At 69.3% G+C, this 16,089-nt stretch carries 14 protein-coding genes; 12 read left to right on the forward strand and 2 right to left on the reverse strand.

All coding sequences use genetic code 11. The features are described from left to right. Positions 1-115: 115 nt before the first annotated feature. Together ACT6XY_RS12770 and ACT6XY_RS12775 are read left to right on the forward strand one after the other, a co-directional pair. On the forward strand, positions 116-1,543 hold the full coding sequence (locus tag ACT6XY_RS12770; RefSeq protein WP_444748700.1) for a protein adenylyltransferase SelO family protein: 1,428 nt from the start codon (positions 116-118) through the stop codon (positions 1,541-1,543). A 26-nt stretch (positions 1,544-1,569) separates the two neighbouring features. Beyond that, positions 1,570-2,487, forward strand: coding sequence for an FkbM family methyltransferase (locus tag ACT6XY_RS12775; protein ID WP_444748701.1), 918 nt, complete (start codon positions 1,570-1,572; stop codon positions 2,485-2,487). On the opposite strand, the gene ACT6XY_RS12780 is transcribed toward ACT6XY_RS12775, so the two are convergent. Further along, complete coding sequence (locus tag ACT6XY_RS12780; protein WP_444748702.1) at positions 2,484-3,071, reverse strand: biotin transporter BioY; 588 nt, start codon at positions 3,069-3,071, stop codon at positions 2,484-2,486. The two genes, ACT6XY_RS12775 and ACT6XY_RS12780, sit on opposite strands and share 4 nt — an antisense overlap. A gap of 134 nt (positions 3,072-3,205) precedes the next feature. On the opposite strand from ACT6XY_RS12780, the gene ACT6XY_RS12785 reads away from it, so the two are divergent. Next, positions 3,206-4,117 (forward strand): MBL fold metallo-hydrolase, encoded by a 912-nt coding sequence (locus ACT6XY_RS12785; protein WP_444748703.1) that lies wholly within the window; start codon positions 3,206-3,208, stop codon positions 4,115-4,117. 267 nt (positions 4,118-4,384) lie between these two features. Here the strand turns inward: ACT6XY_RS12785 and ACT6XY_RS12790 are convergent, their stop codons facing one another. Continuing rightward, complete coding sequence (locus ACT6XY_RS12790) at positions 4,385-4,864, reverse strand: Lrp/AsnC family transcriptional regulator (protein ID WP_444748704.1); 480 nt, start codon at positions 4,862-4,864, stop codon at positions 4,385-4,387. Between the two features lie 140 nt (positions 4,865-5,004). On the opposite strand from ACT6XY_RS12790, the gene ACT6XY_RS12795 reads away from it, so the two are divergent. The 9 genes from ACT6XY_RS12795 to ACT6XY_RS12835 form a co-directional block, all read left to right on the forward strand. Next, positions 5,005-5,262 (forward strand): DUF6356 family protein, encoded by a 258-nt coding sequence (locus ACT6XY_RS12795; RefSeq protein WP_444748705.1) that lies wholly within the window; start codon positions 5,005-5,007, stop codon positions 5,260-5,262. Positions 5,263-5,328: 66 nt separating this feature from the next. After that, positions 5,329-6,330 carry an asparaginase gene (locus tag ACT6XY_RS12800; RefSeq protein ID WP_444748713.1) on the forward strand — a complete coding sequence of 334 codons (1,002 nt, stop codon included), beginning with the start codon at positions 5,329-5,331 and terminating at the stop codon, positions 6,328-6,330. A gap of 211 nt (positions 6,331-6,541) precedes the next feature. Continuing rightward, a complete protein-coding gene (locus ACT6XY_RS12805) occupies positions 6,542-7,768 on the forward strand; it encodes an ABC transporter substrate-binding protein (protein WP_444748706.1) in 1,227 nt (408 codons plus the stop codon). A gap of 141 nt (positions 7,769-7,909) precedes the next feature. Then, positions 7,910-9,808: an ABC transporter permease gene (locus tag ACT6XY_RS12810; RefSeq protein ID WP_444748707.1), complete on the forward strand. Its 1,899-nt coding sequence runs from the start codon at positions 7,910-7,912 to the stop codon at positions 9,806-9,808. Next, positions 9,808-10,599, forward strand: a complete 792-nt coding sequence (locus ACT6XY_RS12815; RefSeq protein WP_444748708.1) for an ABC transporter ATP-binding protein — start codon at positions 9,808-9,810, stop codon at positions 10,597-10,599. The genes ACT6XY_RS12810 and ACT6XY_RS12815 overlap by 1 nt, the downstream gene beginning before the upstream one ends. Beyond that, positions 10,599-11,330, forward strand: a complete 732-nt coding sequence (locus ACT6XY_RS12820) for an ABC transporter ATP-binding protein (protein WP_444748709.1) — start codon at positions 10,599-10,601, stop codon at positions 11,328-11,330. Before ACT6XY_RS12815 ends, ACT6XY_RS12820 begins: the two co-directional genes overlap by 1 nt. A gap of 64 nt (positions 11,331-11,394) precedes the next feature. After that, complete coding sequence (locus ACT6XY_RS12825; RefSeq protein WP_444748710.1) at positions 11,395-13,434, forward strand: hydantoinase/oxoprolinase family protein; 2,040 nt, start codon at positions 11,395-11,397, stop codon at positions 13,432-13,434. A gap of 214 nt (positions 13,435-13,648) precedes the next feature. Beyond that, positions 13,649-15,352 (forward strand): hydantoinase B/oxoprolinase family protein, encoded by a 1,704-nt coding sequence (locus ACT6XY_RS12830; protein WP_444748711.1) that lies wholly within the window; start codon positions 13,649-13,651, stop codon positions 15,350-15,352. Continuing rightward, the coding region (locus tag ACT6XY_RS12835; protein WP_444748712.1) for an FAD binding domain-containing protein at positions 15,352-16,089 on the forward strand (738 nt) is incomplete at its 3' end. The genes ACT6XY_RS12830 and ACT6XY_RS12835, both read left to right, overlap by 1 nt.

Below are 16,089 nucleotides of genomic sequence, written 5' to 3' on the forward strand. Positions count from 1 at the left end.
GCGTCATAGTCCCCTCTCCCGGCTGGCGGGGAGGGGGTAGGGTGAGGGGCTATCCCAACCCCCGGCCACACGAACCCGCGCCCCCATTGGACCTTTCGACGCCGCCGAGCGCTATATGTCCATCATGACCTATCGTCCCTCGACCGCCCATGCCGATCTCGGCCCCGCCTTCTACGACGTCGTCGCGCCGGCAGCGTTTCCGCAGCATGTCCTGCGCTTCCGCAACCAGCGCTGGGCCGAGGCGGTCGGCCTCGGCGGGCTGACCGACGACCAGTGGATCGCCCATTTCGGCCGGTTCGAACCCCTCGCCGACAACCTGCCGCAGCCGCTGGCGCTGCGCTATCACGGCCATCAGTTTCGCTCCTACAACCCCGACATCGGCGACGGGCGCGGCTTCCTCGCCGGCCAGCTGATCGATGGCGAGGGCCGCCTCCTCGACCTCGGCACCAAGGGCTCGGGACAGACGCCCTATTCGCGCTCCGGCGACGGGCGCCTCACGCTCAAGGGGGGCGTTCGCGAAGTGCTGGCCTCCTCGCTGCTCGAAGCCTTCGGCGTCTACACGTCCAAGACCTTCTCGCTCATCGAGACCGGAGAGCAGCTCATCCGCGGCGACGAGCCCTCGCCGACCCGCTCCGCGGTGATGGTGCGCCTGTCGCACAGCCATGTGCGCTTCGGCACGTTCCAGCGCTGCCTCGCCTACAACGACGCGGCGGGCATCGCGACCCTCGTCGCCCACTGCATCCGGCACTACCACCCGCAGGCCGCCCGCGGCGGCGACGTGGCGAAGGAGGCTGCCGCCCTGCTCGCCGCCGTCTCCGAGGCGACGGGGGCGCTTGCCGGCGAATGGATGGCGGCCGGCTTCGTCCACGGCGTCCTCAACACCGACAACATGGTGGTCACCGGGGAGAGCTTCGACTACGGCCCCTGGCGCTTCCTGCCGCGCTACGAGCCCGGCTTCACCGCCGCCTATTTCGACCAGACGGGGCTCTACGCCTTCGGTCGCCAGCCCGGCGCGGTGGCCTGGAACCTCGAGCGCTTCGCCGAATGCCTGACGCTGGTCGCCCCCGTCGGCGAGCTGGAGGACGCGCTGCGGTCTTATGCAGGGGCCTTCCACCAGGGTCTCCGGCGGGCGCTCTGCGCGCGGCTCGGGCTCAGCGAAGTCGACGCCGAGACGGACGACGAGCTCGCCGCTGCCTTCTTCCAGTTCCTGCTGAAGTCGCAGGCCCCCTTCGAGCGCACGATGTTCGACTGGCACGGCGGCATCGCGCGGCGTGCCTTCGCCATGGCCGGGCCGCAGGCGGAGTTCTACCAGGGCGAGGATTTCGCCCGTCTCGAGGCAGCGCTCGCCGCCCACGAGCCGGTCCCTCCCTCCCCGGCCGCCGCGGCCTATTTCGAGGGCGAGGGCCCGGCGACCCTGCTGATCGAGGAGGTGGAGGCGCTGTGGGCCCCCATCGCCGAACGGGACGACTGGAGCCTCTTTGCCGCCAAGCTTGACCAGATCGAGCGCGCACGCGAGGCTCACGCCATCAGGCCCCGGCGCTAGACGGGCCCAACGGGAGGGCACGGCCCTTGAGCGACCAAGACGCGAGGGCCTTTCTCTCCTACGCCCAGAACCGCGAGGACTACCACCTCTCCCTGCTGCTCGCCGACGTGGCGGAGGGCTTCTATATCGACGTCGGCGGCGGCCACGCCATCGCCGACAACGTCTCCTTCTGGTTCTACGAGCGCGGCTGGCGCGGCATCGTGGTGGAGCCGCAGGCGGAGATCGCCCGCGCCTACGGCCATGTGCGGCCACGCGACGTGGTCGTCGAGGCGCTCTGCGGCCGGACGGTCGGTGAGGCCGACTTCTTTCAGGCCGACCGCTTCCACGGCCTCTCCACGACGCTGCCGCAGCATGCTGAGGCGGCCGCGGCCGCCGGCGTCTCCTCCGCGCGGCTGAAGCGGCCGGTCACGACGCTGGCGGCGCTCTGCGAGGCCCATGCGCCCGGCCGGATCGACTTTCTCAAGGTGGACGTGGAGGGCGCCGAGGCCGAGGTGCTCGCCGGCAACGACTGGACGCGCTTCCGTCCCCGCGTCGTGGTGCTGGAGGCGGTCGCGCCCTGGACCATGGCGGACAGCTCGGCCGATTTCGCGCCGCTGCTGGCGGCGGCCGGCTACCGCGACGTCTTCTTCGACGGGCTCAACCGCTTCTACCTCAGGGAGGAAGACGCGGCCCTCGCGGCGCGGCTGCCGGCCGAGGCGGCGCCCTGGGACGCGATGCGCCATCTCGGCGAATACGGGCCGGCCCATCTCGACCCGGCCCATCCGGACCATGCCCTGGCGGCGCGGCTCGATCCTGACCTCTTCCCCCGCCTCAACGCTCTCGCCCCCGCGGTCCTGGCGGCGGCGCTCCCGGAGGGCATGTCCCCCGACAGCGAGGCGACGCGGGCGGCTCTCGCCCGCATCGCCGCACTGTTCGACGGCGGCTACGTCGTCGAGGAGGCTTAGGCCTTAAGGCGGCTGACGAGGCTCCACGCCATCGGCATGACGGCGGCGGCGAGCGCGGTCTTCACCAGCGTGCCCAGGGCGAAGGGCCAGAGGCCGGCGGCGAGCAGCTTCTCGCCATAGCCGGTGAAGGTGCCGAGCCAGAGGAGGCCGGGCACGAAGACGATCACGTTGGCGAAGGCCATGGCGGCAAGGGTCGTCGGCCAGGCCTTGTCCCAGCCGCGATCGGCTGCGGCGCCGATGATCGCCGCCATCATCAGGAAGCCGGCGAGGAAGCCGCCGGTCGGGCCCATGAACGGGGCGATGCCGACGGACCAGCCGGCGAAGACCGGCGCGCCGAGGAGGCCGGCGAGGAGATAGGCGGCGACGGTGGCGACGCCGAGGCGCAGGCCATAGGCGGCGGCGACCACCGAGATGGCGAGGGTCTGCAGGGTCAGCGGCACCGGCCAGAAGGGCACGCTCGCCTTGGCGCCCAGCGTGATCAGGCAGACGCCACCGGCGACCAGTGCGAGCGAGCGGAAGGTCGTTCCCGGCAGGGCGGACGAGCGGGTGGGCCAGAGGGTCGCGGCAATCGTCGCGTCGGACATGGGTGAAATCCTTTGTGGGGCTATGCCGTTGGGTCAGCTTGTCATTTGGCTGCCGACGTGGTGGCTTCACCCCCATAGCCCGTGACCTGCGGCATCGGCAAGGCGCCGTCCCACCCCGTTTCGACAGAGGCAGCATGGCCGAGGATATTCCCTTCGAGCGCGACGACGTGGCCGTGCCGGGCCGGGTGGAACAGCTCTCGCCGCTGATCCGCCGGATCCTCTGCGACAATCCCGGTCCCTTCACCTTCAAGGGCACGGTGACCTATGTCGTCGGCTCCGGCCGCGTCGCCATCATCGACCCCGGCCCCGACGATCCTCGCCATGTCGCCGCCGTGCTGGAGGCGGTGAAGGGAGAGACGGTGGAGGCGATCCTCGTCACCCACACCCACCGCGACCATTCGCCGGCCACGGCCGCCGTCAAGGCCGCGACCGGCGCGCCGGTCTATGCGGAGGGGCCGCATCGCGCGGCACGGGCACTGAACCTCGGCGAGACAAACGCGCTCGACGCCTCGGGCGACAAGGACTTCCGCCCGGACGTGGTGCTGAAGGACGGCGACGTCGTCTCCGGCACCGGCTGGACCATGGAGGCGGTGTTCACCCCCGGCCATACCGCCAACCACATGGCCTTCGCCCTGCGCGAGGAGGAGACGCTGTTCTCCGGCGACCACGTGATGGCCTGGTCGACCTCCATCGTCGCGCCGCCGGACGGATCGATGGGCGACTACATGGCCTCCCTCGACAAGCTCAGGGCGCGCGGCGAGACGCTGTTCTGGCCCGGCCACGGCGGCCCCGTGCGCGAACCGGCGAAGTTCATGCGGGCGCTGTCACATCACCGCAAGCTCCGGGAGGCGGCGATCCTCAAACGGCTGGCGATGGGTGACCGGTCGATCCCCGAGATCGTCGCGGCGATCTACGAGGGCCTCGATCCCCGGCTGAAGAGCGCAGCGGGCCTGTCGGTCTTCGCGCATCTCGAGGACCTCGTGGGGAAGGGCCTGGCGACCAGCGACGGCGCCCCATCGCTCAGTGGTGCATTCCGCCCTGCTTGAGGGCTATGGCGGGCGAAAAGGCCCCACCCGCGCTATCGCGCAGGGAGGGGGACTATGACGTCGTGCCGGGTTTGAACCGTTGGGCGAGGCCCATCCGTCTACGATCGTCTGCGACGTCGAAGCCCCCCTCCCCTCGCCAGAGGGGGAGGGTAAGGGTGGGGCTCGTCTCGAACGGATACGAACTCATCCGTCACGCCCGGGCTTGTCCCGGGCACGACGGTGGTGTTTCCGGAGAAGAGGAGCGAGGCTCGCGTTGAGATCCCGCTCTCACACGAAATCGAGCGGCAGCGCCGTGACCTCCTTGATCTCCTCCATGACGAAGCTCGCCGAGACGTCCTGCATCTCGATGCGGGCGGTGAGCTTGCGGTACAGACGATCGTAGGCGGCGACGTTGGGCACGCGGGCGTGGAGGATGTAGTCGATCTCGCCGGCGGTGCGGTAGACGCCGAGGAGTTCGGGAATGTCCTGAACGGCGGCGTGGAACCGCGCCGCCCAGTCGGCATCATGGCGGCTGGTGCGCACGGCGATGAAGACGGTCAGCTCGAGGTTGAGCTTGGCGGCATCGGCGAGGACGACGCGGGCACGGATGACGCCCTCGTCTTCGAGCCGCTTCAGCCGCCGCCAGCAGGCGTTGCGTGACAGGTTCACCTTCTCCGCGAGCTGCTCCATGGAGAGGCCGGCGTCCTGCTGCACCAGCCGCAGCAGCGCCTTGTCGGTGGAATCGAGGACGAGCGGAGAGGATGACATCCCATCATTCTAACTGATTACGCAACATCGTCCACCGTTCCGCGGCATTAACCCAAACGTTTGGGACATCATCCCACGGGAGTGAGGTTACGATCATCCCCATTGTGCGACTCGAACCCTCCCGCGCCGGAGCCCCCGTCATGATCGAACGTGCCAAGACCGCCTTCCTCGCCCATCCCCGCTCTGTGAACGAGAGCTACTTCGAGCACATGGGTGCGGCGCTGCGCTATTCCGGCACCTTCGCCTTCTGCGCCTTCTGCGCCCTGGTCCACGCCTTCTTCCCCTTCCTGTTCGAGAAGACCGCATCGACCATCGTCAAGAAGATGGTCGCCAACATGAACGCCCGCATGGACGCGCCGCAGGGCCAGGTGTCGCCCGGCGCGCAGGCGGCCGAGTAGGGGCTTTATCCGGCGGCGGTTCTGGCTTATCGCGGCAGCCTGCCTGACGGAGCCCGATCCATGTCGCTGAGCGACCCCATCCTCGTCGAAGTCCTGCGCGGCGACAGCGTCGAGTGCGTCCATCGCGGTGCCGCCGTGGTCTGCGATGCGGCGGGGCGCGTGGTCTTCTCTCTCGGCGACATCGAGCGCGCCATCTATCCGCGCTCGGCCATCAAGGCGCTGCAGGCCCTGCCGCTGGTGGAGAGCGGCGCGGCCGATCGCTACGGGTTCGGCGACGCCGAACTGGCGCTGGCCTGCTCGTCCCATTCCGGCGAGGAGCGGCACGTGGCGACCGCCTCTTCCATGCTCGCGAGGGCCGGCCTCGGCGAAGGCGACCTCGAATGCGGGGCGCACTGGCCATCGGGCGCTGCGGCGACCCACGGCCTCGCCCGCTCGGGGGGCAAGCCTTCCGCCCTCCACAACAACTGCTCGGGCAAGCATTCCGGCTTCCTCTGCTTCGCCTGTTCGCAGGGCATCCCGACATCCGGCTATGTCGGCATCGACCACAAGGTGCAGCGCTTCGTCGCCGAGGCGGTGGGCGAGGTGACCGGCCACAGGCTCGACGCCGACACGGCGGTGGGCACCGACGGCTGCTCCATCCCGACCTTCGCCGTACCTCTGACGAAGCTTGCGCACGGCTTCGCCAAGCTCGCGACCGGCGAGGGCGTCGGGCCGGAACGGGCGAAGGCCTTCGCGCGGCTTCGCGCAGCCTGCGCCGCCGAGCCCTTCATGGTCGCGGGCTCGGGCCGCTTCTGCACCGACGTGATGGGACTGCTCGGAGCGAGGGTCTTCGTGAAGACCGGCGCGGAGGGCGTCTTTTGCGCGGCGCTGCCCGACCAGGGCCTCGGCATCGCGCTCAAATGCGTCGACGGCGCCTCCCGCGCCAGCGAGGTGATGATGGCTGCGCTGATCGCCAGGCTCCTGCCCATGAACGAGGCGGAGGCTGCCAAATTCCGCCGCTTCGTCACGCCGGTGATGAAGAACTGGAACGGCATCACCGTCGGCGGGCTGCGGCCGACCTTCTCCTAAGCAATTGATATCGTTTCGTCATTTGAGACGCCGCGAGACCTGCGGCTCCCCGCCGGCCCAGTTCGCAGGAATTCCAAAAAAGCCTCTTGCCAGCAATCCGGGACGCGGTATCGTTCGCTTACGAATGATCTTCCGAAGAACAAAACAACGGAAGCTTCGGTCAGAGGTGGAACGGGCGGTCCCCGCCGCCCGCATCTGAGGGGAGATTCTTATGTCGAAGCTCGATCTGTCGCGCCGCACCGTCGTCGGAGGCCTCGCGGCCACCGGTGTCGCCCTGACCGCCGGAACCGGCTCCGCCCAGGGCGCCCCGGTGAAGGTTGGCGAACTCAATTCCTACAGCCGCATGGCCGCCTTCGCCGTTCCCTATCGCAACGGCATGCAGCTGGCCGTCGAGCAGATCAATGCCGCCGGCGGCCTCGCCGGCATGGGCGGCCGCCCGCTCGAGATCATCTACCGCGACGACGGCGCGACCCCGGGCGATGCCGTCCGCGTCGCCGAGGAACTGGTCACCCGCGAGAACGTCTCGTTCATCGCCGGCGCCTTCCTGTCCAACGTCGGCCTCGCGCTCGCCGACTTCGCCAACCAGAAGAAGGTGCTCTACCTCGCCACCGAGCCGCTGACCGACGCGCTGACCATGGCGAGCGGCAACCCCTACACGTTCCGCGTCCGCCCCGGCACCTACATGCAGACCAAGATGCTGGTCGACGCGGCCAAGGGGAAGGGCGTGAAGCGCTGGGCCGTGGTGGCGCCCAACTACGAGTACGGCCAGTCGGCGGTCGCCGCCTTCAAGCGCCTGATGGGCGCGGCGGTGCCGGGCTTCGAGGTTGTCGCCGAGCAGTTCCCGGCGCTTGGCCGCGTCGATGCCGGCGCCACCGTCGGCGCGCTCGCCCAGAGCCGCCCGGACGGGATCTTCAACGTGCTGTTCGGCGCCGACCTCACCGCCTTCGTGCGCGAGGGCAACACCCGCGGCCTGTTCGAGCGCCGCACGGTGGTGAGCCTCCTGACCGGCGAGCCGGAATATCTCCTGCCCCTCGGCGACGAGACGCCGGATGGCTGGATCGTCACGGGCTATCCGCCGGAGCAGGTGGAGACCCACGGCCACCAGGCCTTCGTCACCGCCTACAAGGCGAAGTTCAACGACACGCCGCGCCTCGGCTCGGTGCTGGGCTACGTCGTGCCCTTCATGATCCGCGACATGTTCAACAAGGCGAAGTCGACGGAAACGGCGGCGATGATGGAGGCCTTCAAGGGCCTGACCACGCAGACCATCTGCGGTCCCGTCACCATGCGCGCCATCGACCAGCAGTCGACGCTCGGTGCCTGGGTCGGCGAGACGACGCTGAAGGGCAAGCTGCCGACGATGAAGAACTTCCGCTACGTCGATGGCGCCGACGTCATGTTCCCCGAGGCCGAGGTTCGCGCCGCGCGCAAGATCTGACGCATGTGACAGGGCTCCCCGCCTGAGGGGAGCCCGCCTCCGCATCCATCTCCCGGACCCGTGGTCCGGGCCGCCTCCCCCGATGGGCCGCGCCCCGCGCGCGACCCCATTCAGACCGCTTGCGCCGAGAGCCCCCCGCCGATGGATCTCTCCTTCTTCGTCATCCAGGCCCTGTCGGGATTGGCCAGCGCCTCGGCGCTGTTCGTCATCGCCTCGGGCCTGACCATCGTCTTCGGCGTAACGCGCATCGTGAACTTCGCCCACGGCTCGTTCTACATGCTCGGCGCCTATATGGCGGTGACCATCGTGCCCTGGCTTCTGGAGTTCGACCGCTCGCCGACCCTGTTCTTCATCGGCGTCATCGCCTCCGCGACGGTGGTCGGCATTCTCGGCGTGATCATGGAAGTGGTGCTGCTGCGCCGCATCTACCGGGTGCCGGAGCTGTTCCAGCTTCTCGCCACCTTCGGCGTCGTGCTCATCGTGCAGGACGTGGTTCTCAAGATCTGGGGCCCCGTCGACATCACCGGGCCGCGCGCGCCGGGCATGCGCCACGGCATCGAGATCCTCGGCCAGCGCTTTCCGGCCTATGAGATGTTCCTCATCTTCGTCGGACCCGCGGTGCTCGGCGCCCTCCTCCTCATCATGCACAAGACCCGCTTCGGCGTGCTGATCCGCGCCGCCACGCAGGACCGGGAGATGGTCGGGGCGCTCGGCGTCAACCAGGCCATGCTGTTCACCGGCACGCTGTTCCTCGGCGCCTTCCTCGCCGGCCTCGGCGGGGCGCTGCAGATCCCGCGCCTGCCGGCCAACACGGGCATGGACCTCTCCATCATCACCGAGGCCTTCGTCGTCACCGTCATCGGCGGCATGGGCTCGGTTCCGGGCGCCTTCATCGCCGCGCTGATCATCAAGATGCTGGAGGCCTTCGGGATCCTCATCTTCCCGAAGATCACGCTGGTCCTGGTCTTCCTCCTGATGGCGGTGGTCCTGGTGGTCAAGCCGTGGGGCCTGATGGGCAAGCCGGAGGTCGCCTCGGGACGTGCTGTGCTTCCCGAGGGCATTCTCAACCTCAAGGGCTTCTCGCGGAACGAGACCGTCGTCTGGATCGTGCTGACCGCGGCGCTCCTGCTGATCCCGGTCTTCGGGGACACCTACAAGGTGAAGGTCGGCATCGAGATCATGGTCTTCGCCCTCGCCGCCTTCTCGCTCAACCTTCTCATCGGCAACGGGGGCATCGTCTCCTTCGGCCATGCCGCCTATTTCGGCGTCGGTGCCTATGCGGCGGGCCTCCTCGTCACCGGTCCGATGAAGGCGCCGATGGAGCTGGCCCTGGTCGTGGCGCCGATCGCCGGCGGCCTCGCCGCGGCGCTGTTCGGCTATTTCATCGTCCGCCTCCACGGCATCTACCTCGCCATGCTGACGCTGGCCTTCGCCCAGATCACATACGCCATCTGCTTCCAGTGGGTGGAGGTCACGGGCGGCGACAACGGCGTGGTCGGCGTCTGGCCATCGCGCTGGGCGGCGAGCCGCGAGGTCTATTTCTACGTGGTGGCGGTGCTGGCGCTCTCGTCCATCGTGGCGCTCAGGCACCTGTTCTACACGCCCTTCGGCTACACCCTGCGGGCCGCGCGCGACAGCGCCACCCGGGCGGATGCCATCGGCATCGACGTGAAGACCCACCGCTGGCTCGCCTTCATCGTGGCGGGCGCGGCGGCGGGCCTCGCCGGGGCGCTCTATTCCTTCTCAAAGGGTTCGATCGACCCGACGATGATCTCCATCGGCATGTCCATCGACTTCCTCATGATGATCCTCACCGGCGGCATCCAGACGGTCATGGGCCCGCTCGTCGGCACCGCCGTCTTCCATTCGGTGAAGGACTTCTTCATGCCGCTCACCGACTTCTGGCGCTTCTTCCTCGGCGTCTCGATCATCGCGATCGTGCTGATCTTCCCCAAGGGCGTGGTCGGCGCCATTGAGGGCCTGCGCGAGCGGGTGGGGCGCGGCACAGCCACGCCGGCGATCGCGAAGGAGGTTGCGTGATGACGACGCTCCTCGCCGTCACCGGCCTCGAAAAGCGCTTCGGCGGCGTCACCGCCGGGAAGAACGTCACCTTCAGCCTGGCGGCCGGCGAGATGCTCGCCATCATCGGGCCGAACGGGGCGGGCAAGTCGACCACGTTCAACATGGTGGGCGGACAGCTGAAGCCTGATGCCGGCTCCATCGTGCTGGCGGGAGAGGACATCACCGGCAAACCGCCGCGCGAGATCTGGCGCCTCGGCGTCGGCCGCACCTTCCAGATCGCCCAGACCTTCGTGTCGATGAGCGTGGTGGAGAACGTGCAGATGGCGCTGATCTCCCACCACGGGCAGACGCGCTCGGTGACCGCCGCCGCGACACGGCTCCACCGCGAGGCCGCGATCGGCTTCCTCGCCCGCGTCGGCATGGCAGACATGGCGGACAGGCCAGTGAACGAGCTCGCCTATGGCGACGTGAAGCGGGTGGAACTCGCCATCGCACTGGCCTCGGAACCGAAGCTCCTGCTGATGGACGAGCCGACCGCCGGCATGGCGCCGAAGGAGCGCACCGCGCTGATGCAACTTACCGCCGACATCGCCCGCGCCCACGGCATCGGCGTGCTCTTCACCGAGCACGACATGGACAGTGTCTTCGGCCATGCCGACCGCATCCTCGTTCTGGTGCGCGGCGAGATCATTGCCACGGGCACGCCCGACGAGGTGCGGTCGAACCAGCGGGTCAAGCAGGTCTATCTCGGCGAGGCCGGGTCGCAGGCGGCGCTCAAGGCCCGCCGGCAGGCAGCGGGAGCGCATTGATGTCCGCAGCCCCCTCCACCACCATTCTCGAGACGCGCGGCATCGCCGCCGCCTATGGCCACGCGCAGGTGCTGTTCGGCGTCGACGTGACGCTGCGCGCCGGCGAGGTCGTGGCGCTGATGGGCCGCAACGGCGCGGGGAAGTCGACGACGCTGAAGGCGATCATGGGCGTGGTGCCGCCGCAGGCCGGCACCGTGACCTTCGAGGGCCAGGACGTGACGGGCTGGCAGCCCTACCGCATCGCCCGCCTCGGCCTCGGCTACGTGCCGGAGGACCGGCGCATCTTCACCGACCTCACCGTCTACGAGAACCTCGAGGTCGGCCGGAAGTCGGCGCCCGGCAGCCCCGGCAAGGAACCCTGGTCGCTCGACCGGCTCTTCGCCATCTTCCCCAACCTCGCGGAGATGAAGGGCCGCAGGGCCTCCGCCATGTCGGGCGGCGAGCAGCAGATGCTGACGATTGCCCGCACCCTGATGGGCAATCCGCACGCGGTGCTGCTGGACGAACCCTCGGAGGGCCTCGCCCCCGTCATCGTCGAGCAGATGGCGGACGCCGTCCTCGCCATGAAGGCGCAGGGCATCGCCGTGCTGCTGTCGGAGCAGAACCTGTACTTCGCCTCCGCCGTGTCGGACCGCGCCTATGTCATCGAGAAGGGTGCCATCCGCTACGAGGGGACGACGGAGGACCTCGAAGCCAATGACGAGATCAGGGAAGCCTATCTCAGCGTGTGAGACCGACTGCCGACCGGCGCGGCCGCGACCGCACCGTTCGTAGACGAATGAAAAGGACGAGACCTTGAGGCGCGTTGCCGGCATCGACGTTGGAGGCACCTTCACCGACCTGCTCCTGACCGAGCAGGAGGGGCAGAGCGTGACCGTGAAGCTCGCCAAGGTGCCGACCAGCATCGCCAACCAGGCGGTGGGGGTGGTGAAGGCCATTCAGGCAGCGGGCGTCGGCCCGGCCGACCTCGACCTCATCATCCACGGCACCACGGCCACCACCAATGCGGTGCTGGAGCGCAAGGTCGCCAAGGTCGGCCTCATCACCACGGAAGGCTTCCGCGACATCCTGGAGCTCGGGCGGCGCACCCGCCCGCGGGCCTACGGCATGACCGGCACGTTCGAGCCGCTGATCGAACGCCCGTTCCGCCGAGAGGTGGCCGAGCGCATGAATGCGCAGGGCGAGGTCGTCACGCCCCTGGACGAAGCCGCGGTGAAGCGCGAGGCCGAGGCGCTGGCCGCCGCCGGCTGCGAAGCGATCGTCGTCCACTTCCTCCATTCCTACGCCAATCCGGTCCATGAACTCAGGGCCGGCGAGATCGTCCGCAGCGTCTGGCCCAACGCCTATGTCACCCTCGGCCACGAGCTCCTGTCGGAATATCGCGAGTACGAGCGCGGCACGACAGCGAGCGTGAATGCCGCGGTGCAGCCGATCCTCGACCGCTACGTCCAGCGCCTGCAGGCCGACCTCTCGGCCCAGGGCTTCTCCCGCGACCTGCTGGTGATGAACGGCAATGGCGGCACCGTACCGGCGACGCTGGTGGCGCGGGAGGCGGCGAAGACGGTGATGTCCGGCCCCGCCTCGGGCGTGATGGCGGCAGCGGCGACGCTGGCCCAGTCGGGCCTCACCAACGCCATCACCTACGACATGGGTGGCACGTCCACCGACGTGGCGCTGATCCATGGCGGCATTCCCGAGGTCTCGGCGGAACTGACCATCGACTACGGCCTGCCGATCCACCTCCCCATGGTGGACGTGCGGACGGTCGGCGCCGGCGGCGGATCCATCGCCTCGGTGAACGCGGCGGGCATGCTGCAGGTCGGCCCGCATTCGGCCGGGTCCGAGCCGGGCCCGATCTGCTATGGCCGCGGCGGCACGCGGCCAACCATCACCGACGCCAATCTCGTGCTGGGACGGCTCGATCCCGACCGCCTGACGGCGGTTCAGGGCAAGGTGTCGCTCGCCGAAATCCGCGCCGTCTTCGCGCGCGACCTGGCCGAACCGCTGGGGATGAGCGTCGAGGAGGCGGCGTCCGCCGTCATCCGGCTCGGCAACGTCCACATGTCCGGCGCCATCCGCATGGTGTCGCTGTCGCGCGGCTACGACCCGCGCGACTTCGTGCTCTTCGCCTTCGGCGGCGCGGGGCCCCTCCATGCCGTGGCGCTGGCGCGGGAACTCGGCATCCCCGAGGTGCTGGTGCCGGCGCGGCCGGGGCTCACAAACGCGCTCGGCTGCCTCGTGGCGGACCTGCGCCAGGACCGCGTCAACACCGTCAACAAGCCGCTCGACCAGGTCGACATGGACGAGGTGAAGCGGCTGATGACGGCGCAGCGCGAGGGCGCCCTCGCCGTGGTCGCGGCCGAGGCGGCGGAGATCGAGGAGACCGTGGTGCTCCATGGCGCGGACATGCAGTTCCGCGGCCAGACCCATCTGATCCGCGTCCCCCTCGCCTCTCCCGACGTGACGCGCGAGGAGATCCAGGCGGCCTTCGAGGCGGCCTATTTCCACCGTTTCCAGGTGCGGCTGCCGGAGATTCGCGCCGTGCTGGTCAATCTCGTGACGTCGGTGATCGGCCGCCGCCGCGCCTTCCCGCTTTCCGCCCTGCTCGATCCCACGGCACGGGCGGCAACCGCTGAAGGCGCCGTCATCGGCGAGCGGCAGGTCCATGCCGACGGGCGCTGGTGGGACGCCAAGGTCTATTCCCGCGAGGGGCTTCCCGTCGGGGCGACGATCGCCGGCCCCGCCATCGTGCAGCAGATCGACGCCACGACGGTCATCGAACCCGGCGCGGTGGCGACGGTGGACGCCATCGGCAACCTCAGGGTGAAGGCATGATCATGGCCCCTTCGTCCTGCCCTTCAAGCCCCACCCGCACCCTCCCCTTGTCGCTCCGCTCCAAGGGGAGGGGGACTATGGCCACCCGCTCCGCTCTCGGCCGGCTGCGCCAGGCACGACCGCTGATGCCCTCGCACACCGTCGAAGTCCCCCTCTCCTCGCGGGAGCGAGGGGAGTGTGCGGGTGGGGCCTTCTTGTCTCGGAGCACGATCCGATGAACGCGCATACCCCCACCGTCATCGACGCCCTCACCCTCGCGGTCATCCAGGCCGGCCTGCAGCAGGTCTGCAACGAGATGGACATCGCCTTCTCGCGCTCGGCCTTCTCGCCCGTCATCGCCGAGGCCGACGACCGCGCCGACGGCATCTACGACCGCGACACCGGCGCGCTGATTTCGCAGGGCGAGTTCGGCCTGCCGGTCTTCGTCGGCACGATGCAGCACTCGACGGGCCACATCATCCGCCTGATCGGCGAGGGCAAGGCCGGCAAGCCCGAGCCGGGCGACATCTACATCGTCAACGACCCCTATCTCGGCGGCACGCACCTCATGGACGTGCGCTTCGCCAAGCCGGTCTTCGTCGACGGCGAACTCTTCTGCTGGCTGCAGAACACCGGCCACTGGCCCGATATCGGCGGCATGGTGCCCGGCGGCTTCTCGGCCCATGCGACGGAGGTCGAGCAGGAGGGCCTGCGCCTGCCGCCGGTGAAGCTGTTCAAGCGCGGCGAGATGGACCCGGAGATCTTCGCCATCATCTCCTCCAACATCCGCATCGCCGACCAGCGCATCGGCGACATCAAGGCCCAGGCGGCGGCGCTGCTCGTCGGCGAGACGCGGCTGATGGAGCTCGTGGCGAAATATGGTGCGGCGACCCTCGACGAGGCGATCCGCCAGATCCGCGCCCGCTCGGCCGAACGGATGCGGGCGGAGATCCGCGGCATCCCCGACGGGATCTACGAGGCGGAGAGCTTCGTCGATTCCGACGGTGTGGTGAACGAGCCCCTCAGGATCGCGCTCACCGTCACCAAGGCGGGCGAGACGATGACCTTCGACTTCTCGAGGTCGTCGCCGCCCTGCCAGGGGCCGATGAACTCGGTCTTCGCCACCACCTGTTCCTCGGTCTATCTCGGCGTGAAGCACATCTTCCCGGATGTACCGATCAATTCGGGAGCCTTCGAGCCGCTGACGGTCCTCAAGCCCGAGGGCACGTTCCTCGACGCGCAGTACCCGCGCCCGGTCTCGGGCTGCGCGGCGGAGGTCTCTCAGCGTATTGCCGAGGCGGTGTTCCTCGCCCTCGTCCAGGCGATCCCTGACAAGGTGACGGCGGCGCCGGCGGGGACCTCGGGCAATTTCGCCCTCGGCGGCTTCGACCCGGCGAAGAAGGCCGGCTACGTCATGTATCAGATCACCGGCGGCGGCTATGGCGGCAACATCGCCCATGACGGCCTGACCAACGGCTGCTCGACCATCGGCATCTCCAAGACCGCGCCGGTGGAGGTCATGGAGCAGTACTATCCGGTGCTGTTCCGCCGCTTCGCCTTGCGCGAGGGCTCGGGCGGTGCCGGCAAGGCGCGCGGCGGCTTCGGCGTCCATTACGAGGTGGAACTGCTGCGCGGCGAGGCCCGCGCCTCCTTCGTCATGGATCACGGCCGCTTCGGCCCGCCCGGCGTGCTGGGCGGCAAGGACGGTGCGCCGAACGTCGTGAAGATCCACCGCGGAGCTGAGACGACCATCCCCGAGCACCTGTCCAAGGACCAGGGTCTCAGGATCCGCGCTGGCGACCGCGTCGAGGTCATGACGCCCGGGGGCGGCGGCTATGGCGATCCCGCAAAGCGCGACCCGGCCGCCATCGCCCGCGATGTCGCCCGCGGCTACTACACGGCGGCCGAGGCCGAGGCGCTGTGGGGATGGAGGGGGTGATGCAGTATTTCCGTCCGACCAGCCTCGCCGAAGCCATCGCCATCAAGTCCGGGAACGATGTCACCGTCCTCGCCGGCGGCACCGACGTCTATCCGGTGCGCACAGCACGGCGGGCCTGGGGCGATCCGGCCCACAGGCATGTGCTCGACATCACCGCCCTCCCCGGTCTCAGGGGCATCACCGAGGAGTCCGACCATGTCCGCCTCGGCGCGCTCACCACGTGGAGCGACCTCGCGCGGGCCGACCTGCCCCCGCTCTTCGACGGCTGGCGCCGCGCGGCGCGCGAGGTCGGCGGCCTGCAGGTGCAGAACCTCGGTACGCTCGCCGGCAACCTCGTCACGGCATCGCCGGCCGGCGACGGCATTCCCAATCTCATGGCGCTCGACGCGCGGATCGAGGTCGCGGGCAAGGCCGGCACGCGCACCGTCCCCGTCCAGGCGTTCTCGACAGGCTATCGGCAGACCGCCCTTGGCCCCGACGAGATCGTGACCGCGCTGATCGTGCCGACACTCGACGGCGCCCGCTCGACCTTCCTCAAGCTCGGGGCCCGCAAATACCTCGTCATCTCCATCGCCATGGTTGCCGCGGTGGTGGCGACCGACAAGGCCGGTACCATCACCGCCGCGCGCATCGCCGTCGGCGCCTGTTCGGCGGTGGCGCAGCGGCTCGCGGCGCTGGAGGCGGCGCTCACCGGCCACCCGCTCGCCGCGGCGGCCGGCCTCGTGACGGCCGACCAC

It is taken from the genome of Phreatobacter sp., from assembly GCF_052440005.1.
Lineage (GTDB): Bacteria > Pseudomonadota > Alphaproteobacteria > Rhizobiales > Phreatobacteraceae > Phreatobacter.

Excerpts from the sequence above, each read along its gene's own strand:
- ACT6XY_RS12770 (WP_444748700.1), top strand. The coding sequence starts at position 116 with ATGTCCATCATGACCTATCGTCCCTCGACCGCCCATGCCGATCTCGGC.
- ACT6XY_RS12780 (WP_444748702.1), bottom strand. The coding sequence starts at position 3,071 with ATGTCCGACGCGACGATTGCCGCGACCCTCTGGCCCACCCGCTCGTCC.
- ACT6XY_RS12785 (WP_444748703.1), top strand. The coding sequence starts at position 3,206 with ATGGCCGAGGATATTCCCTTCGAGCGCGACGACGTGGCCGTGCCGGGC.
- ACT6XY_RS12790 (WP_444748704.1), bottom strand. The coding sequence starts at position 4,864 with ATGTCATCCTCTCCGCTCGTCCTCGATTCCACCGACAAGGCGCTGCTG.
- ACT6XY_RS12795 (WP_444748705.1), top strand. The coding sequence starts at position 5,005 with ATGATCGAACGTGCCAAGACCGCCTTCCTCGCCCATCCCCGCTCTGTG.
- ACT6XY_RS12805 (WP_444748706.1), top strand. The coding sequence starts at position 6,542 with ATGTCGAAGCTCGATCTGTCGCGCCGCACCGTCGTCGGAGGCCTCGCG.
- ACT6XY_RS12810 (WP_444748707.1), top strand. The coding sequence starts at position 7,910 with ATGGATCTCTCCTTCTTCGTCATCCAGGCCCTGTCGGGATTGGCCAGC.
- ACT6XY_RS12815 (WP_444748708.1), top strand. The coding sequence starts at position 9,808 with ATGACGACGCTCCTCGCCGTCACCGGCCTCGAAAAGCGCTTCGGCGGC.
- ACT6XY_RS12820 (WP_444748709.1), top strand. The coding sequence starts at position 10,599 with ATGTCCGCAGCCCCCTCCACCACCATTCTCGAGACGCGCGGCATCGCC.
- ACT6XY_RS12830 (WP_444748711.1), top strand. The coding sequence starts at position 13,649 with ATGAACGCGCATACCCCCACCGTCATCGACGCCCTCACCCTCGCGGTC.